Origin of the sequence: Pseudomonas putida NBRC 14164 (assembly GCF_000412675.1) — a bacterium.
GTDB lineage: Bacteria > Pseudomonadota > Gammaproteobacteria > Pseudomonadales > Pseudomonadaceae > Aquipseudomonas > Aquipseudomonas putida.
Genome location: NC_021505.1, coordinates 2,466,973 through 2,484,909, shown reverse-complemented (window position 1 = coordinate 2,484,909; position 17,937 = coordinate 2,466,973). Strand labels below are relative to the sequence as shown.

The window sequence follows — 17,937 nt, the reverse complement described above, 5'->3', positions numbered from 1 at the left end:
CCCGAACGGCAAAAGACCGGGGGTGATAGAGAATTCAGGCGCTACGGTGCAGGTGGAGGGACGGGGCGTTTGCGCATCTGGGTCAGCAGGAGCTTGACCGGTGGGATCGACAACACGTGGTACAGGCTCGAAAGCGGAGAGAGGGTCATGGGGGCGGGCCCGTATCCATCTGCGCAGGGCGCAAAATGGGGGCCTGAGGGGCGGAAGATACGTGTGATCTCGTGCATGGGGGGCTGAAATGGCCTCTTTTCTTTATGGTTTCTTTTTTATCTATAACGGATGGGGGTGGGGATAGCAAGGTTTGCGGCCCTGGCCGCGGCAGTCACGGCAGCACGAAATACGGCCTTTGCGTACGCTCGTCCTGGGGCTCGCCTCATCGCAATGATGAAAAAAAACTTGCAGAGACAAACTACGACCAATAGAGTCGTAGTTATTCGAGCAGCACCTATCGTGTGATCGAAGCCACCTTTTCATCCCCGACCTCTGCGGAGCACCTGCATGAAATCCAACATCCTGATCATCGGTGCCGGCTTTGCCGGTGTGTGGAGCGCCCTGAGCGCCGCCCGGCTACTCGACCAGGCCCAGCGCGACGACCTGAGCATCAGCGTGCTCGCGCCGCAAGCGGAACTGCACATCCGCCCGCGCTTCTACGAGGCCAACGCACACACGTTGAAGGCCCCCGTAGGTGAGCTGTTCAATGCAGTGGGCGTGCACTTCATCACCGGTAACGCCGAAGCCATCGACGCCGATGCGCGCACCGTGAGCTACATCGACAGCCAAGGCCAGCGCCAGCAGATCAGCTACGACCGCCTCATCCTTGCCGCTGGCAGTCAGGTAGCGCGCCCGGCAGTCCCGGGCCTGGCCGAGCACACCTTCGACGTCGACAAGATGGAGTCGGCCGTACGCCTCGAGCAGCATCTGACGGGCCTGGCCGCCCTGCCCGCTTCACCTGCCCGTAATACCGTGGTGGTCTGCGGCGGTGGTTTCACCGGCATCGAAACGGCCACCGAAATGCCCGCCCGGCTGCGCGCCATCCTCGCAGACGCCGATGTGCAGGTGCTGCTGGTAGACCGTGGCGCCAGCATCGGCGCGGCATTGGGTGCAGGCATCAAGCCGTCGATTGTTGCCGCCTCGCAGGTTGCTGGCGTGCAGTGGTTGACTGGCACCTCGGTGGTGGCTGTCGACGCCGGTGGCGTAACCCTGGACAACGGCGAATACATCGCCAGCAATACCGTGATCTGGACCGTCGGCGTCAAGGCCAGCCCGCTGACCGCGCAGGTTGCCGGCGAGCGTGACAACTTCGGTCGGCTCAAGGTCGACGGGCACCTCAAGGTAATTGGCCAGGACCACATCTATGCGACCGGCGATACCGCCTGGGCTGCTGTCGACGACGTTGGCAACCACGCCCTGATGACCTGCCAGCACGCCATCCCGATGGGTCGCCACAGTGGCAACAACGCCATGGCCGACCTGCTTGGAGTGGCACCTGTGGTGTACCGCCAGCCCAAGTACGTCACCTGCCTCGACCTGGGTGAGTGGGGCGCGGCGTACAGCGAAGGTTGGGAGCGAGAATTGAAACTGCAGGGCCAGGAAGGCAAGGAACTGAAGCGTCAGATCAACTCGGTGTGGATCTACCCGCCGGCAGCCGACCGGAGCTTGGCGCTGGCTGCTGCCGACCCGATGATTCCGATCGCTTGATGTTAAAAACCTGACAAAACCGTCAAAAATGGCGGTTTTGTCAATTATTTCGTTACATTGGATGACTGTTCAATAATGATGGCCATATGGCATCATTCGAAGAAAAACCATGCAAGAGGGTGAGAAAAATCTACTAACCCGCAGTGCATCAAGAGCCTGGCGCCACCTCGGTGTCCCGGCTTTGCAGCCAGCTCCTGACGCCTGCACGCCACCGTCAAGGAGCATTCCATGCAGTTAAGGAATTTGAAGATCGGCATTCGTGCTGCCGGCGTATTCGCCCTGTTGGGCATCCTGGTCCTGGTCATGGGCCTTACCGCACTTTACGAAACCCGCCAGATGGACAAGGCCACCGACGAAATCCGAGTCACCTGGATGCCCGCCGTGGTAGCGCTGGGTGAGATCAGCAGCAACCTCGGGCGCGCCCGCGCCGTCACCCTGCGCGCCGCACTGGACGACAACCCCGCCGAACGTTCCCGCAACCTGCAGATGCTCGATGGCATCAATGCCGAGCTCAAGGACGGGTTGAAAGACTACGCCGACACCATCATCGCCGCCGACGACCGCGCCCTGTTCAATACCTTCGATGAGGCGCACCAACAGTACCTTGACCTGCAGGTGAGCGTGCTGCAGGACATTGCGGCAGGCCGCATGGACGAGGCCAAGCAGCAGATAAGCGGCCCGCTCACGCAGCGCGCCGACACCATGATGAAGGCCCTGACCGCGCTGATCGCCTATAACAGCAAAGGTGCCGAAGAGGCCTCGCAGCGCAGCAGCGATGTGGCCGACGAAGCGTTCACTGCCATCATCGTCTCATTGCTGGTGATCATGGTTGCCCTGGCCGCCATTGCCACCGTGCTCACCCGCAGCATCGTGGTGCCGCTGGCCGATGCCGTGGCTGTCGCCGAACGCGTAGCCACCGGCGACCTCACACGCGAAATCAGCGTTACCGGCCGCGACGAGCCCGCCATGCTGTTGCGCGCCCTGGGCCGCATGCAGGAAAGCCTGCGTGACACCTTGCGCAAGATCGCTGCGTCGTCCGACCAGCTGGCTTCGGCCTCGGAAGAACTGCACACGGTCACCGAAGACACCAGCCGCGGGCTGCACCAGCAGAGTGCCGAAATCGACCAGGCCGCCACGGCCGTCAACCAGATGACCGCCGCGGTCGAGGAAGTGGCCAACAATGCGGTCAGCACCGCCGATGCCTCGAAAGGCGCCGACCAGACCACCCGCGATGGCCGTGACCGGGTCAACCAGGCACTGGCCTCCATCCAGCACCTGGTGGCCGACGTGACAGGTACCTCGGCCGAAATCGAACAGCTGGCCAGCAATGCCAATGAGATCAGCCGCGTGCTGGATGTGATCGGCGCAATTGCCGGGCAGACCAACCTGCTGGCACTGAACGCCGCCATCGAGGCCGCGCGCGCCGGCGAGGCGGGCCGTGGCTTTGCCGTGGTCGCCGACGAAGTCCGCGCCCTCGCCCACCGCACCCAGCAGTCGACCGCCGAGATCGAGCAGATGATCGCCGGTATCCAGAACGGTACCGAGCGGGCCGTGACCGCGATGCACAGCAGCCAGGGACGTGCGACGGGCACGCTGGAAGTGGCACAGGGCGCCGGTCAGGCATTGGAAGTGATTGCCGAGGCGATTGCCTCGATCAACCAGCGCAACTTGGTGATTGCCAGTGCTTCGGAGGAGCAGGCGCAGGTGGCGCGCGAAGTGGACCGCAATTTGGTGAACATTCGCGACTTGGCGATGCAGACGTCGGCCGGGGCCAACCAGACCAGTGCGGCGGCGCAGGACCTGTCGCGGTTGGCAGTGGACCTGAATGGCATGGTGGCACAGTTCAAGGTTTGATCGGATACAGCCGGGGCCGCCCTGCGGCCCATCGCCGGCAAGCCAGCTCCCACAGGTTCTACGTTGCCCTTGAAGGGTACGCCATCACTGTGGGAGCTGGCTTGCCGGCGATGGGCTGCAGCGCAGCCCCTGTTACAGCACCGTCAATCTGTCAGTCGTTGACACTCACAACCCGCCCCGCCTGCTCGGCAGCCTTGCCGCGGGTCGCCAGGCAGTAATACAAGGGCACCGTCACCAGCAGCCCGAACAGCCAGGACAAGTCCGCCCCTTCGACAATGTTCGAATACGGCCCCACATACAGCGCCGTATTGGCAAACGGCAGCTGCACCACGATGCCGCAAGCATAAGCAATGATCGCGTGGTGGTTGAAGCGGCCATAGATGCCGCCGTCAGCACTGAAGATCGAAGCGATGTCGTACTGGCCTTTCTTGATCAGGTAGAAGTCGATCAGGTTGATCGAAGCCCACGGCACCAGTACCAGCAGCAGCGCCAGGATCAGGCCGATGAAGTGGCCGATGAAGTCCGCCGAGGCGTTCAGTGCAACCATCCCGCAGCCCACCAGAATCACCGTGGCCAGCATCACCCGCACCTTGATGCTCGGCGTCCATTCGGCGATGAAGGTCTGGATCGCGGTGACGATCGACAGCACCGCGCCATACAGGTTGAGGGCGTTGTGGCTGATGATGTTGAGCAGGAACAGCACCATCAGGATCGGGCCCAGCCAGCCGGTGGCCTGCTTGACCGCGTCCATGGCGTCGGTACCTTCCGGCACGCACAGCACCGCCACGGCACCAAAGCTGAAGCACAGGATGGTGCCCAGGGTCGCGCCGAAGTACGTGGCCCAGAACGGCCTGGCAATGCCCACTTCACGCGGCAGGTAACGCGAATAGTCGGACGTGTACGGCGAGAAGCTGATCTGCCAGATGGTGCCCAGCGACACGGTGGCGATAAAGCCCGACAGATTGAATGCACCACGGCTGAAGAAGTCTGCCGGCAGCTCCTGGGCGAACATCATGATGAACCCCGCCAGCAGCGCAGAGCCCATCACCCAGGTACCGATGCGGTTCAGGACATGGATGAAGCGGTAGCCGATCACGCCAATGGCCGTGGCGCTCAGGGCACCGATCACGATCGCGCCCGGCATTGGCATGCTCGGGGCAATGCCGTGAATGGTCTTGCCCGCCAGGACGATGTTGGAAATAAAGAAGCCGACATAGATCAGTGCGGTGAAGAACACGATCAGCAAGGCGCCGTAGCGGCCGAACTGGCCACGGCTTTGCACCATCTGTGGAATGCCCAGCTGCGGTCCCTGCGCAGAGGCCAGGGCGATGACCACACCCCCGACCAGATGGCCCAGCACAATGGCGATCAGCCCCCACAACAGGTTCAGGTGGAACACCTGGACCACCATGGCGCCGGTAACGATAGGCAATGGCGCAATGTTGGTACTGAACCAGAGGGTGAACAGGTCGCGCGCCTTCCCGTGGCGCTCGGCAGGCGGAACGTAATCGACCGTGTGATTCTCGACAAACTGGTGTTGCGATGACGGTTGGGACATAGGATTCAGCTCGAAAGGTCGTTTTTATCTTTGTAAGGAAACCGCGTCTAGGCGGCCTCTCAGCTGCGGACCATATTATGGTATTCCAAACTTTTGACAACACTGATCCGCACGAAAAAGCGTCCACTGATCTGCTTTGGAAACCCCTTCTACAAACCGCCTCACCGCGCTAAGCCACGGCCTACGTGGCTTAGCGCCGTTCATCGCGCAATACCCATGCTTGAAAATTCCGCTTGCAAAATAGGTATTACGGTATACCATCAGACACATCAACGATAAAAACCGCGGACCACCGCAGCCTTTTAGAGGTACTCCCGATGATCGACGCAACCGTCTACAAGAACGTCCTGGGCTCCTTCCCGTCCGGCGTTACCGTCATCACAACCCTGGACGACGACGGCTCGGTTGTCGGCCTGACCGCCAGCGCCTTCTCCTCCCTGTCGATGGACCCGCCGCTGGTGCTGTTCTGCCCCAACTACACCTCCGACTCCTACCCGGTGCTCATCAAGCAGAAGCGCTTCGCCATTCACCTGCTGTCCGGTGAACAGCAAGCCGAAGCCTATGCGTTTGCCAAGAAGGGCAAGGACAAGGCCAGCGGTATCGAGTGGTCCATGAGCCAACTGGGCAACCCGATCCTGGCCGGTGCCACCGCTGTCATCGAATGCGAACTGTGGCGTGAATATGAAGGTGGCGACCACGCCATCATGGTCGGCAAGGTGCATAACCTGATCGTGCCCGAAGAAGCGCCACGGCCGATGGTGTACTGCCGCGGCAAGATGGCCAGCCTGCCCGCCTTTGCCTGAAGCCTATTCTGAATCGTGACCACTGGCGCCCACCCTGCCAGGCGCCAGCCCCTTTCAAGCGTTGAGGAAAGCCCCATGAAATTTTCGTTGTTCGTACACATGGAACGTTGGGATGAACAGGTCAGCCACCGCCAGTTGTTCGAAGACCTGACCGAACTGACCCTGATGGCCGAAGACGGCGGTTTCAGCACCGTGTGGATTGGCGAACACCACGCCATGGAGTACACCATTTCGCCAAGCCCGATGCCGCTGCTGGCCTACCTGGCCGCGCGCACAGAAAAAATTCGCCTGGGTGCCGGCACTATCATTGCGCCGTTCTGGAACCCGATCCGCGTCGCCGGCGAATGCGCCCTGCTCGACGTGATCAGCAACGGCCGCATGGAAGTGGGCCTGGCCCGTGGCGCCTACCAGTTCGAGTTCGACCGCATGGCCAACGGCATGCCAGCCACCGACGGCGGCAAGGCGCTGCGCGAGATGGTGCCTGTGGTACGCAAACTGTGGGAAGGCGACTACGCCCATGAGGGCGAAGTCTACAAGTTCCCCACCTCCACCAGCGTGCCGAAACCGTTCAACGCAACGCCGCCGATGTGGATCGCTGCCCGCGACCCGGACTCGCACAACTTCGCCGTGGCCAACGGCTGCAATGTCATGGTCACCCCGCTGATGAAGGGTGATGAAGAAGTGCTCGACCTGAAGAACAAGTTCCAGGCCGCCCTGGACAACAACCCGGACGTGCCGCGCCCCCAACTGATGGTGCTGCGCCATACCCACGTGCACAGCCCGGCGGAACCTGAAGGCTGGAAAATCGGCGCCCAGGCCATTTCGCGCTTCTACCGGACGTTCGATGCCTGGTTCGGCAACAAGACGGTACCGGTCAACGGCTTCCTGGAGCCGAGCCCGGAATCGAAGTTTGCCGAAGTGCCGGCATTCCAGCTGGAGAACATCCGCAAGAACACCATGATCGGCACCCCGGAAGAAATTATCGCGCGCATCAAGTACTACCAGGAGCTCGGCGTCGACGAGTTCAGCTTCTGGTGCGACAACAGCCTGCCCCACGCCGAAAAGAAGAAGTCGCTGGAGCTGTTCATCAAGGAAGTGGTGCCGGCGTTCGCCTGAATTCCCATTGCCTGAATCATTGCGGGACGCGCCCGCTCCCGTGGGCCCCTTCGGCCTGCGTGAGCGGGCTTTTTTTTGAAACCTGTGCAGTCCCTGCGGGAGCGGGCAAGCCCGCGAAGCGGCCAGTACAGACAACAGAGAAATCAAGGCATCAGGCCACCTTTCGTCCCCCGGCAAGAGAAATTTCGTGACACCTCTTGCACAACAAATATTATGGTATACCATCAGACAACAAGAGCTGATAACCCTCACCAGGAGCCACCCATGAGTTTCGAAATCCGCAAGATCGTCACCTACTCCGAAGAGACCCGCATCGAAGGCGGCAAGGCCACCGACAAACCGGTGACCATGGTCGGCCTGGCCGTCGTGATAAAGAACCCATGGGCCGGTCGCGGTTTTGTTGAAGATCTGAAGCCGGAAATCCGCGCCAACTGCTCGGAGCTGGGTGCCCTGATGGTCGAGCGCCTGACCGCCGCTATCGGTGGTGCCGACAAGATCGAAGCCTACGGCAAAGCTGCTGTGGTCGGCGCCGACGGCGAGATCGAGCATGCGTCGGCGGTGATCCACACCCTGCGCTTCGGCAACCACTACCGCGAAGCGGTCCAGGCCAAGAGCTACCTGAGCTTCACCAACAAGCGCGGCGGCCCTGGTACCTCGATCCAGATCCCGATGATGCAGAAGGACGACGAAGGCCTGCGTTCGCACTACATCACCCTGGAAATGCAGATCGAAGACGCCCCGCGCGCCGATGAAATCGTCGTGGTGCTGGGCGCCGCCGACGGTGGCCGCCTGCACCCGCGCATCGGCAACCGCTACATCGACCTGGAAGAACTGGCTGCCGAAAAAGCCAACGCTCAATAACAACAACCAAGACGGGCCGGGGCGTGGCGTGCTTTCCCGCCGTGCCCGACCTTCAAGGAGCGCCCTCCATGATTCAGCCTGTCGCTGAACGTACACCTGCCGGCACCAGCTACCTGTCCGTAGGCCAGGGCCAACCCGTGGTACTGATCCACGGCGTGGGCCTGAACAAGGAAATGTGGGGCGGTCAGATCGTTGGCCTGGCCAACGACTACCGCGTCATCGCCTACGACATGCTCGGCCATGGTCAAAGCCGCGTGCCGGCTGCCGACACGCCGCTGGAAGGCTACGCCGACCAGCTCGCCGAACTGCTCGAGCACCTGCAAATTCAACAAGCGACCGTGATCGGCTTCTCCATGGGCGGGCTGGTTGCTCGTGCCTTTGCCCTTAACTACCCGCAGCGCCTGGCTGCACTGGTCGTGCTCAACAGCGTGTTCAACCGCACCCCCGAGCAGAGTGCCGGCGTGATCGCCCGCGCTGCCCAGGCGGCAGAGCTGGGCCCCGACGCCAACGTCGATGCTGCCCTCGACCGCTGGTTCAGCCGTGAGTACAAGGCTGCCAACCCGGCGCAGGTCGCCGCCATTCGCCAGGTGCTGGCGAGCAACGACCCGCAGGGCTACCACACCACGTATTCGCTGTTTGCCACCCAGGACATGTACCGCGCCGGCGACCTGGGCAGCATCCAGGTGCCGACGCTGATCGCCACGGGCGAACTCGACTCGGGCTCCACCCCGGCCATGACCCGCCAGCTCGCCGCCAGCATCCCGGGTGCGCACAGTGTGGTCCTCGCCGAGCAACGGCATATGATGCCGGTAGAAGCACCCCGTGAAGTCAACAAGATGCTGCTGGACTTCCTCGCGCAAGCCCGCACCCTCACCGAATCCGCCAAGGGGATTGTTGCATGACCCTCGTTCGTTTCCAGATGTGCATCGACGGCCAATGGCGCGATGCCCAGAGCGGCAAGACCTTCGACAGCCTCAACCCGGCCACCGCCCAGGCCTGGGCACAGCTTCCCGACGCTGACGAAACCGACGTCGAGCTGGCCGTGCAGGCCGCCCAGCGTGCCTTCGAAAGCAAGGAATGGCGCAGCATCACCGCCACCGCGCGTGGCAAGCTGCTGCGTCGCCTGGGTGACCTGATTACCGAGAACAAGGAACACCTGGCCCAGCTGGAAAGCCGTGACAACGGCAAGCTGATCCGCGAAACCCGCGGCCAGGTCGGCTATCTGCCAGAGTTCTTCCACTACACCGCAGGCCTGGCCGACAAGCTTGAAGGCGGCACCCTGCCGCTGGACAAGCCCGACCTGTTCGCCTACACCGTGCACGAGCCCATCGGCGTGGTGGCCGGGATCATCCCGTGGAACAGCCCGCTGTACCTCACCGCGATCAAGCTGGCCCCGGCCCTGGCTGCCGGCAATACCATCGTGCTCAAACCTTCCGAGCACGCCTCGGCGACCATCCTCGAGCTGGCCCGGCTGGCCCTCGAAGCCGGCTTCCCGGCTGGCGTGGTCAACGTGGTCACCGGCTACGGCCCAACCACCGGCGCAGCACTCACCCGCCACCCGCTGGTGCGCAAGATCGCCTTCACCGGCGGCGCCGCCACAGCCCGCCACGTGGTACGCAGCAGTGCCGAGAACTTCGCCAAGCTGTCGCTGGAGCTGGGCGGCAAGTCGCCGAACATCATCTTCGCCGACGCCGACCTGGACAGCGCCATCAACGGTGCCGTGGCTGGCATTTATGCCGCCTCCGGGCAAAGCTGCGTGGCCGGTTCGCGCCTGCTGGTGCAGGACGAGATCTTCGACGAATTCGTAGAGCGCCTGGTTACCCGCGCCAAGCGCATCCGCATCGGCAACCCGCAAGACGACGCCAGCGAAATGGGCCCCATGGCCACCGCACAGCAGCTGGCCGTGGTCGAAGGTCTGGTGGCTGCGGCCAAGGCTGAAGGCGCCAAATTGCACATGGGCGGCAAGCGTGCCGAGGTCGAGGGTGACGGCTGGTTCTACGAGCCGACCCTGTTCGAGTGCGACAGCAACTCGATGACCATCATGCAGGAAGAAGTGTTCGGCCCGGTCGCTGCGGTCATCCGCTTCAAGACCGAAGAGGAAGCCCTGGCCATCGCCAACGACTCGCAGTTCGGCCTGGCAGCCGGCATCTGGACCCGCGACCTGGGCCGTGCCCATCGCCTGGCCCGCGACGTGCGCTCGGGGATCATCTGGGTCAACACCTACCGCGCCGTGTCGGCCATGGCGCCAATTGGTGGTTTCAAGAACAGCGGCTACGGCCGTGAGAGCGGCATCGATTCGGTGCTGGCCTATACCGAGCTGAAGACCGTGTGGATCAACCTGTCCACCGCGCCGATGCCCGACCCGTTCGTGATGCGCTAGGAGGAACACGAGATGATCGAACCCGGCATCTACAAAGACGTGATGGGCTCTTTCCCGTCCGGCGTCACGGTAGTCACCACCCTGGACGCCGACGGCGCCATTGTCGGCATCACCGCCAGCGCCTTCAGCGCGTTGTCGATCGACCCGGCGCTGGTACTGTTCTGCCCCAACTACGCCTCCGACACCTATCCGATCCTGCGTGACAGCAAGCAGTTCGCCATTCACCTGCTGTCCGCCGAACAGACTGCCGAGGCCTATGCCTTCGCCGGCAAGGGCAAGGACAAGGCCAAGGGCGTCGAGTGGCACTTGAGCGAGCTGGGCAACCCGCTGCTGGCCAAGGCGACGGCGATCATCGAGTGCGAACTGTGGCGCGAGTATGACGGCGGCGACCACGCGATCATCGTCGGCGCAGTGAAGAACCTGGTGCTGCCGGCCGAGCCGGTGACGCCGATGGTCTACCACAAAGGCAAGCTGGGCGCCCTGCCGCCCCTCGGCTGATATAGCTTGAAGTCGGTGTTGGCCTCTTCGCGGGCTTGCCCGTTCCCACAGGTATCGCCTGCAGAACCTGTGGGAGCTGGCAAGCCCGCGAAGAAGCCAACACGATGACCCTGTTTTCAGGGGTCGCGCTAATCGTCTCACCCTCGGTTGCGGCCCCTGTTTTATTCCGGAGTACTGCGCATGAGCAATGAAAAGTACGAGAAAGGCCTGCAGATCCGTACCCAGGTGCTGGGCGAGGACTACGTCAACCGCTCGATCCAGAACGCCGACGAGTTCACCAAGCCATTGCAGGAGCTGGTCACCGAATACTGCTGGGGCCACGTCTGGGGCCGCGAAGGCTTGTCGCTCAAAGAGCGCAGCATGATAAACTTGGCCATGATTTCCGCGCTCAACAGGCCCCACGAGCTCAAGCTGCACATTCGCGGCGCATTGCGCAATGGCCTGAGCCGTGAACAGATTCGCGAAATTCTGCTCCAGGTCGGTATTTATTGCGGCGTACCCGCGGCGGTGGACAGTTTCCGCCTGGCCCGTGAAGCGTTTGCCGAAGCCGATGCGGAGTCAACCCGATAACAACGGGCTGTTCGAACCACTGCATGGAAAGCCTCGGTTCGGGGCGTTCCGCGATGTTGGCGCAACAGCCTCTTAAAGAGCGCACCTGATGAAACGCCAGCCACTCGACGACAGCTTCAAGGTCAACCGCAACCCCGTTACCCTGCGCGAAATCGTGCTAGACAAGCTGCGCGCGGCGATCATGAACTTCCACCTGCTCCCGGGCGACCGCCTGGTCGAGCGCGACCTCTGTGACCGCCTTGGCGTCAGCCGCACCTCGGTACGCGAAGCCCTGCGTCATCTGGAGTCTGAAGGCCTGGTGGAGTTTGCCGACGCCAAGGGCCCGCGCGTGGCCATCATCACCCTGGAAGACGCCCGCGACATCTACGAGCTGCGTTGCGTGCTCGAGGGCCTGATCGTGCAGCTGTTCACTCTCAACGCCAAGGCCAAGGACATTCGTGCCCTGGAGCGTGCGCTGGAGGTGAACCGCGAAGCGCTGGAAGAAGGCGAGCTGCAACAGGTGCTGGATTCGGTACAAGGTTTCTACGATGTGCTGCTGGAAGGCTCCGGCAACCAGGTGGCGGCCCAGCAGCTGCGCCAGTTGCAGGCACGCATCAGCTACCTGCGCGCCACCTCGGTCTCGCAGGAAAACCGCCGTGGCGCCAGCAACCGCGAAATGGAAAAGATCGTCGAAGCCATCAAGGGCGGCGACCCGCTGGTGGCCCACCAGGCTTCGGTCGACCACGTCCGCGCTGCCGCCAAGGTGGCGCTGGACTACCTGCGCCAGAAGCAGGATGACAACCCCAAGGTGCGCGACATCGTCGAGCCCCTGGCCCTCAAGGAACCCCGCATAGGTCGCTGATCATGCCTACCGCCCCGCGCTATTGCCCGCACTGCACCACGGAACTGGCCCGGGGCGTTCCCACAGGCGACACCCACGAACGCCTGCACTGCACCGGCTGCGGCTACATCCACTACATCAACCCGAAGATCATCGCCGGCTGCATCATCGAGCGCGATGGCAAATACCTGTTGTGCCAGCGCGCCATCCCGCCACGCCCCGGCACCTGGACCTTGCCGGCCGGGTTCATGGAGGCTGGCGAAACCACCGAGCAGGCGGCACTGCGCGAAGTCTGGGAAGAAAGCGGCGTGCGTGCCGACATCGTCTCGCCCTACTCCATCTTCAGCGTGCCGAAAATCAGCGAGGTGTACATCATCTTCCGCGCCAGCGTCACCGAAGAAACCGGGCAGTACGGGCCGGAGACCCTGGCGTACAAGTTCTTCGAACCCGACGAGATTCCGTGGGAAGAGATCTACTACCCGGCAATCCGGCAGATTCTCGAGCGCTACATCCTTGAGCGGCAGGCTGGGGTGTATGGCATTTACATGGGCAATGATGACACCGGCAAGGTGCACTTCATTCGCTAGCACAGACCACCACAAAATACTCGCCAACCGTCTATTCTCGGTGCACCCTAAAGACCTTGAAACAAGGACCGACAGAGCACATGGCGAAATGGCTAGACGGCGGCGGGCTGATGGCCGAACGCATCCGCAACCACGACTGGGCCAACACCCCCCTGGGCCCACTGGAACATTGGCCGGATGCGCTGAAGACCACCATGGCCCTGTGCCTGGCCTCGCGCTTCCCGCAGGCCGTACTCTGGGGCCCGGACCTGCTCACCCTGCACAACGATGCTTTCACCCAGATTCTCGGGCGCAAGCCCCTGGCCCTTGGCATCCCCTTCCGCGACGTGTGGCAGGAAGCCTGGGCCGACATTGGCAGCATGGCTGACCGTGCCCTGGCTGGCGAAGCGGTGTACATCGAAGACTTTCCGCTGATCATCGACCGCAACGGCGGCCCGGAGCGGGCCTATTTCACCTTCTGCTACAGCCCGATTCGCGGCCTCGATGGCGAGGTGCTGGGCATGCTCGACACGGTCACCGAAACCACCACCAGCGTGCTCGCCAACAGGCACCTCAACTTTCTCGACGCACTCGGCCGTGCCATAGCCGACGCCACCGCCGCGGACCAGATCCTGGACACCACCACGCGCATGATGGTCGAGCACCTGGGCCTTTCCAGTTGCGCGTATGCGGTGATGGACGCTGACGAGGACGGTTTTACCATCTGTGGCGACGCGGTGGCCCCCGGCTCGCCGAGGCTGGTGGGCCAGTACCAACTGCACGACTTCGGCCGTCTGGCACTCAGCCGCCTGCGCAGCGGCCTGCCGCTGGTGATCAACGACAACCTCAGTGAACTGGCCGCCGACGAAGCCGCCACCTTCCAGGCCATCGGCATTACCGCCACCATCTGCATGCCGCTGATCAAAGGCGGCCGCCTCATCGCTCTGATGGCGATCCATGACAACGCCCCGCGCACATGGACACACTACGAACAGGCGCTGATCAGCGAAGTGACCGAGCGTTGCTGGGCGCATATCCAGCGGGTTCAGGCCCATGCCGAAGTGCGTGAGGCCATGGCTGCACTGGAGGCGCTGAATGCCACCCTCGAACACCGCGTCGACGAGCGCACCACCCAGCTGGTGCACACCGAGGCAGTGTTGCGCCAGGCCCAGAAGCTGGAAGCCATCGGCCAGCTGACCGGTGGCGTGGCGCACGACTTCAACAACCTGCTGACGATCATTCGCTCGTCGTTGCACTTTCTGCAGCGCCCCAACCTTGATGAAAAACGCCGCGAGCGCTACATCAAGACCATATCTGACACAGTCCACCGTGGTGCCAAACTGACCGGGCAGCTACTGGCCTTCGCCCGCCGCCAGGCCCTCAGCCCCGAAGTGTTCGAGGCCGGGCCACGGCTGGAGGCCATGGCCGACATGCTCGACACCGCCACCGGGGCGCGCATTCAGGTCGAGCTGCAACTACCGCAGGCGCCGTGCCACATCCGCGCCGATCTCAGCCAGCTGGAAACCGCGGTGATCAACCTGATGCTCAACGGCCGCGACGCCATGGCCGGCGAAGGCACCTTGCAGCTGCGCCTGCAGGCTGACCAGCGCCTGCCTGCCCTGCGCGGCCAGCCTTCGCCGCCAGCCCGGTTCGCGGCGATTTCGGTGAGCGACAGCGGTGTGGGTATTGCCGCCGAGCTGCTGGAGCGCATCTTCGACCCGTTTTTCACCACAAAAGCCCCGGGTGAGGGTACCGGGCTCGGGTTGTCGCAGGTGTTCGGTTTTGCCAAGCAGTCCGGGGGCGATGTACAGGTGGCAAGCATCCCCGGCCAGGGCACCACCTTCACCCTTTACCTGCCACAGGAGGATCCGCCTGCGGCCTCGGCCGAAGACGCCTCGGCCAGCAGCCACTGATACCTTGCAGCGCAATGGACGATCAACGGCGCCCTTCTGCCAGCATGCATCGAACGGGAGATCAGGTTGATCATGTTCGGCCCCGGGGTCAGCACCATGCCGAGGCAGATCAGGGCGAAGGTGAGCAGTTGGGTGGTTTCAGGCATGGGGCACATCCTGGTTGTGCGTGGGTTTGCGGCGAGTGTATCTGAGGCCATTTGTCACGGGTGAAATCAGTTGATCTGCCCGGCTATCAAACCCAGGGCCACGGTAATCATCGCCACCCCCGATACCCGCCCGACCAGCTTCGCCGCCCCCGGCCGGGTGCTCAGGACGGCTTTGGCGCCATAGCCGACCAGTGAGTAGATCACCAGCGAGCTGCACAGGTGCACCAGGCCCAGCAGCAAGATCTGCAAAGGCACCGGCCAGCTCGACTGCGGGTCGGTGAACTGCGGCAGCAAGGCCAGGAACAGCAGGAACACTTTCGGGTTCAAGCCGCTGACGCAAAACCCTTTCAACGCCCAACGCGAACCCGACTCCCCCTCACCACCCTGCCCGGCCTCGGGCAACGCCGGGCTCAGCAACAGGTTGCCGCCCAGCCACAGCAGGTAGCTGCACCCTGCCAAGGTCAGCAGGGTCAGCGCCAGCGGGTGGCCTGCCAACAGGCTGCCTACACCCGCAGCCACCACCAGTGTCGCCAGGAAATGCCCCGACAACATCCCCGCCACTGCGGGCATCACCCAGCGCCCGCGCATGCCTGCCGAAATGGCGTAAGCCCAGTCTGCACCTGGGGTAATCACAAACAGCATCGACACGGCCCAAAATGCCGTCAGCACACTGATAGCCACTTGAATCTTCCTTATCTACTGCCTTGGGATGTCGAAAGATTACGGATTCCGCTCGGGGATTTTCTTTCGTATATTCCCTGCAATGGTTCATTTACCGGAAGATTCTTCTCAATGGACAGAACGGACAGAAAAATACTTGCCGAGCTGCAAAAAGACGGTCGGCTGTCGGTAACCGAGCTGGCCGAGCGTGTGGGGCTCAGCCTGTCGCCGTGCCATCGGCGCTTGAAGGCACTGGAGGAGTCCGGGGCGATACTCGGCTATCACGCCCGCCTGGCCCCGAGCGCCCTGGGGCTGAACTTTGCTGCGCTGGTGTTCGTGACCCTGCGCGAGGTCACCCGCCAGCCAGTGGCGGATTTTGAAGCGGCACTTTCGGAGATCCCGCAGATCGTCGAAGCGCAGCGGTTGTTTGGCGATCCGGATTACCTGCTGCATGTGGTGGCCAAGGACCTGCCGGCGTTTCAGAAGCTGTACGACGAGAAACTGACCAGCATTCCCAACGTGAAGCGCCTGAGCTCGACCCTGGTAATGAAAGAAGTGATTCAGGACCGGTTGCTGCCGATGTAGCTCCATCGCCTGTACTGGCCCTTTCGCGGGCTCGCCCGCTGCCACAGGTTCACTACAGGTACCAAACGCTGCGCCATACCTGTGGCACCGGGCAAGCTCGCGATAGGGCCTATACAGGCAACGATTCAGCTGCCCTGAAAACGCGCATCACGCACCATCAAAGCCCACCGATTTCTACCGACACAGGGCTCAACCCCTCTATCCCAGGCCCTGCCGCCAACTGGCACCGTCCTTGCTACCGTCACCCGCTTAAGCTTTTGTCAGCCTTAGGTTTTTTAAGGTTTATGGGTACATATTTACTAATTTCTCGTTATCCCCGCGCCCCGCATCATCCCTCCAACAAGAACGCGTCGCCCATCGCCGGCACGCCCCCGGGCAGCTCCCGATGCCCTACCTTGCCTTGGAGTCAGTCATGACCAGTGCAGCCAATTCGGCACCCCTGATAGAAAAACACACAATCGGCTACGTGCCCCCGCAAGACCGCCATGGAAAGGTAAGGGATCTGTTCACACTGTGGTTCGGCGGCAATATCGCGCCGCTGCCCATCGTCACCGGCGCGCTGGGCGTGCAGCTGTTTCACCTGAACCTGATATGGGGCATCGTCGCCATCCTGGTCGGCCACCTGGTCGGCGGGGTACTGATGGCTCTGCACTCGGCCCAGGGCCCGCAAATGGGCATCCCGCAGATGATCCAGAGCCGCGCGCAGTTCGGCACCCTCGGTGCGCTGCTGGTGGTGGTGATCGCCGGTGTCATGTACATCGGCTTCTTCGCTTCCAACATCGTGCTCGCCGGCAAGTCGCTGCATGGCGTGGTAGACACCGTGCCGGTACCGGTGGGCATCGTCATCGGTGCGCTGGGGTCGGGCATCATCGGTATCATCGGCTACCGCTTCATCCACGTGCTCAACCGTATCGGCACCTGGGTGCTGGGCATCGGCATCGTGGTCGGCTTCGGCTACATCTTCACCCACGTGCAAAGCGACGACTTCCTGACCCGTGGCAGCTTCAACCTGGCCGGCTGGCTGGCCACCGTATCGCTGGCGGCGCTGTGGCAGATCGCCTTTGCGCCCTACGTGTCGGACTACTCGCGCTACCTGCCGGCGGATGTGAAAGTCAGCTCGACGTTCTGGACCACCTACCTGGGCTCTGCCCTGGGCTCGAGCCTGTCGTTCATCTTCGGCGCCGTGGCGGTACTGGCGATCCCGGCAGGCATGGACACCATGGATGCGGTCAAGCTGGCCACCGGCACCCTGGGCCCGATCATGCTGGTGCTGTTCCTGCTCAGCGTCATCAGCCACAACGCCCTCAACCTGTATGGCGCGGTGCTGTCGATCATCACCCTGGTGCAAACCTTCGCTTATCGCTGGATTCCTACTGCCAAGAGCCGTGCGGTGCTGTCGCTGATCGTGCTGTCGGCCTGCTGCGTGGTGGCGGTGTTCGCCTCGGCAGACTTCATCGGCCACTTCGTCGACATGGTGCTGGTGCTGCTGGTGGTGCTGGTGCCGTGGACAGCGATCAACCTGATCGACTTTTATGTCATCCACAAAGGTGACTACGACATCCAGTCGATCTTCCAGGTCGATGGCGGTATCTACGGGCGTTACAACCCACAGGCGTTGATTGCCTATGCGGTAGGTATCGTGGTGCAGATCCCGTTCATGAACACGCCGCTGTATGTCGGGCCGATTTCCGAGCACATCAACGGGGCTGACCTGTCGTGGCTGGTAGGGCTGGCAATTACCTCGCCGCTGTACTGGTGGCTGGCCAGCCGTGACAGTGCCTACCGTCGTCGGCAGACGAGTGCCAAGTTGGCCATGGGGCACTGATTCAACCTGTAATGGCCCTATCGCCGGCAAGCCAGCTCCCACATGAGCACCCCAGGCCTGGGCCTAGTGGGTACCTGTGGGAGC

General features: G+C 62.6%; 16 protein-coding genes and 1 pseudogene. 14 read left to right on the top strand and 3 right to left on the bottom strand.

The window, feature by feature from the left end; all coding sequences use genetic code 11:
- The first annotated feature begins 498 nt into the window (after positions 1-498).
- Together PP4_RS11085 and PP4_RS11080 are read left to right on the top strand one after the other, a co-directional pair.
- Positions 499-1,698: an NAD(P)/FAD-dependent oxidoreductase gene (locus PP4_RS11085; RefSeq protein WP_016499267.1), complete on the top strand. Its 1,200-nt coding sequence runs from the start codon at positions 499-501 to the stop codon at positions 1,696-1,698.
- Between the two features lie 228 nt (positions 1,699-1,926).
- Positions 1,927-3,552, top strand: coding sequence for a methyl-accepting chemotaxis protein (locus PP4_RS11080; RefSeq protein WP_016499266.1), 1,626 nt, complete (start codon positions 1,927-1,929; stop codon positions 3,550-3,552).
- A gap of 151 nt (positions 3,553-3,703) precedes the next feature.
- On the opposite strand, the gene PP4_RS11075 is transcribed toward PP4_RS11080, so the two are convergent.
- Complete coding sequence (locus PP4_RS11075; RefSeq protein ID WP_016499265.1) at positions 3,704-5,110, bottom strand: purine-cytosine permease family protein; 1,407 nt, start codon at positions 5,108-5,110, stop codon at positions 3,704-3,706.
- Between the two features lie 317 nt (positions 5,111-5,427).
- Here PP4_RS11075 and PP4_RS11070 point away from each other — a divergent pair, with 317 nt between their 5' ends.
- The 10 genes from PP4_RS11070 (at position 5,428) to PP4_RS11025 (ending at position 14,637) form a co-directional block, all read left to right on the top strand.
- A complete protein-coding gene (locus tag PP4_RS11070; protein WP_016499264.1) occupies positions 5,428-5,913 on the top strand; it encodes a flavin reductase family protein in 486 nt (161 codons plus the stop codon).
- 75 nt (positions 5,914-5,988) lie between these two features.
- On the top strand, positions 5,989-7,029 hold the full coding sequence (locus PP4_RS11065; RefSeq protein ID WP_016499263.1) for an LLM class flavin-dependent oxidoreductase: 1,041 nt from the start codon (positions 5,989-5,991) through the stop codon (positions 7,027-7,029).
- Positions 7,030-7,293: 264 nt separating this feature from the next.
- The gene (locus PP4_RS11060) at positions 7,294-7,890 is read left to right on the top strand and encodes an amino acid synthesis family protein (RefSeq protein WP_003256068.1); all 597 of its coding nucleotides are present in this window, start codon (positions 7,294-7,296) and stop codon (positions 7,888-7,890) included.
- A gap of 68 nt (positions 7,891-7,958) precedes the next feature.
- On the top strand, positions 7,959-8,792 hold the full coding sequence (locus PP4_RS11055; protein ID WP_016499262.1) for an alpha/beta fold hydrolase: 834 nt from the start codon (positions 7,959-7,961) through the stop codon (positions 8,790-8,792).
- Positions 8,789-10,270, top strand: coding sequence for an aldehyde dehydrogenase (locus PP4_RS11050; RefSeq protein ID WP_016499261.1), 1,482 nt, complete (start codon positions 8,789-8,791; stop codon positions 10,268-10,270). Before PP4_RS11055 ends, PP4_RS11050 begins: the two co-directional genes overlap by 4 nt.
- Positions 10,271-10,282: 12 nt before the next feature.
- The gene (locus tag PP4_RS11045; RefSeq protein ID WP_016487520.1) at positions 10,283-10,768 is read left to right on the top strand and encodes a flavin reductase family protein; all 486 of its coding nucleotides are present in this window, start codon (positions 10,283-10,285) and stop codon (positions 10,766-10,768) included.
- Between the two features lie 180 nt (positions 10,769-10,948).
- The gene (locus PP4_RS11040; RefSeq protein WP_016499260.1) at positions 10,949-11,338 is read left to right on the top strand and encodes a carboxymuconolactone decarboxylase family protein; all 390 of its coding nucleotides are present in this window, start codon (positions 10,949-10,951) and stop codon (positions 11,336-11,338) included.
- 88 nt (positions 11,339-11,426) lie between these two features.
- Positions 11,427-12,179, top strand: a complete 753-nt coding sequence (locus PP4_RS11035; protein WP_016499259.1) for a GntR family transcriptional regulator — start codon at positions 11,427-11,429, stop codon at positions 12,177-12,179.
- 2 nt (positions 12,180-12,181) lie between these two features.
- Positions 12,182-12,745 carry an NUDIX hydrolase gene (locus PP4_RS11030; RefSeq protein WP_016499258.1) on the top strand — a complete coding sequence of 188 codons (564 nt, stop codon included), beginning with the start codon at positions 12,182-12,184 and terminating at the stop codon, positions 12,743-12,745.
- An 80-nt stretch (positions 12,746-12,825) separates the two neighbouring features.
- Positions 12,826-14,637 (top strand): ATP-binding protein, encoded by a 1,812-nt coding sequence (locus PP4_RS11025; protein WP_016499257.1) that lies wholly within the window; start codon positions 12,826-12,828, stop codon positions 14,635-14,637.
- A 20-nt stretch (positions 14,638-14,657) separates the two neighbouring features.
- Here the strand turns inward: PP4_RS11025 and PP4_RS27910 are convergent.
- Positions 14,658-14,783 (bottom strand): annotated as a pseudogene (locus tag PP4_RS27910) (LysE family translocator); the annotation flags it as partial.
- A gap of 66 nt (positions 14,784-14,849) precedes the next feature.
- A complete protein-coding gene (locus PP4_RS11020) occupies positions 14,850-15,464 on the bottom strand; it encodes a LysE family translocator (RefSeq protein ID WP_016499255.1) in 615 nt (204 codons plus the stop codon).
- Positions 15,465-15,575: 111 nt separating this feature from the next.
- Here PP4_RS11020 and PP4_RS11015 point away from each other — a divergent pair, with 111 nt between their 5' ends.
- Both PP4_RS11015 and PP4_RS11010 read left to right on the top strand, forming a co-directional pair.
- Positions 15,576-16,028, top strand: coding sequence for an Lrp/AsnC family transcriptional regulator (locus PP4_RS11015; protein ID WP_016499254.1), 453 nt, complete (start codon positions 15,576-15,578; stop codon positions 16,026-16,028).
- A gap of 412 nt (positions 16,029-16,440) precedes the next feature.
- On the top strand, positions 16,441-17,853 hold the full coding sequence (locus tag PP4_RS11010) for a purine-cytosine permease family protein (protein WP_016499253.1): 1,413 nt from the start codon (positions 16,441-16,443) through the stop codon (positions 17,851-17,853).
- The last annotated feature ends 84 nt before the right edge of the window (positions 17,854-17,937 follow it).

Excerpts from the sequence above, each read along its gene's own strand:
- PP4_RS11085 (WP_016499267.1), top strand. The coding sequence starts at position 499 with ATGAAATCCAACATCCTGATCATCGGTGCCGGCTTTGCCGGTGTGTGG.
- PP4_RS11080 (WP_016499266.1), top strand. The coding sequence starts at position 1,927 with ATGCAGTTAAGGAATTTGAAGATCGGCATTCGTGCTGCCGGCGTATTC.
- PP4_RS11075 (WP_016499265.1), bottom strand. The coding sequence starts at position 5,110 with ATGTCCCAACCGTCATCGCAACACCAGTTTGTCGAGAATCACACGGTC.
- PP4_RS11070 (WP_016499264.1), top strand. The coding sequence starts at position 5,428 with ATGATCGACGCAACCGTCTACAAGAACGTCCTGGGCTCCTTCCCGTCC.
- PP4_RS11065 (WP_016499263.1), top strand. The coding sequence starts at position 5,989 with ATGAAATTTTCGTTGTTCGTACACATGGAACGTTGGGATGAACAGGTC.
- PP4_RS11060 (WP_003256068.1), top strand. The coding sequence starts at position 7,294 with ATGAGTTTCGAAATCCGCAAGATCGTCACCTACTCCGAAGAGACCCGC.
- PP4_RS11055 (WP_016499262.1), top strand. The coding sequence starts at position 7,959 with ATGATTCAGCCTGTCGCTGAACGTACACCTGCCGGCACCAGCTACCTG.
- PP4_RS11050 (WP_016499261.1), top strand. The coding sequence starts at position 8,789 with ATGACCCTCGTTCGTTTCCAGATGTGCATCGACGGCCAATGGCGCGAT.
- PP4_RS11045 (WP_016487520.1), top strand. The coding sequence starts at position 10,283 with ATGATCGAACCCGGCATCTACAAAGACGTGATGGGCTCTTTCCCGTCC.
- PP4_RS11040 (WP_016499260.1), top strand. The coding sequence starts at position 10,949 with ATGAGCAATGAAAAGTACGAGAAAGGCCTGCAGATCCGTACCCAGGTG.
- PP4_RS11035 (WP_016499259.1), top strand. The coding sequence starts at position 11,427 with ATGAAACGCCAGCCACTCGACGACAGCTTCAAGGTCAACCGCAACCCC.
- PP4_RS11030 (WP_016499258.1), top strand. The coding sequence starts at position 12,182 with ATGCCTACCGCCCCGCGCTATTGCCCGCACTGCACCACGGAACTGGCC.
- PP4_RS11025 (WP_016499257.1), top strand. The coding sequence starts at position 12,826 with ATGGCGAAATGGCTAGACGGCGGCGGGCTGATGGCCGAACGCATCCGC.
- PP4_RS11015 (WP_016499254.1), top strand. The coding sequence starts at position 15,576 with ATGGACAGAACGGACAGAAAAATACTTGCCGAGCTGCAAAAAGACGGT.
- PP4_RS11010 (WP_016499253.1), top strand. The coding sequence starts at position 16,441 with ATGACCAGTGCAGCCAATTCGGCACCCCTGATAGAAAAACACACAATC.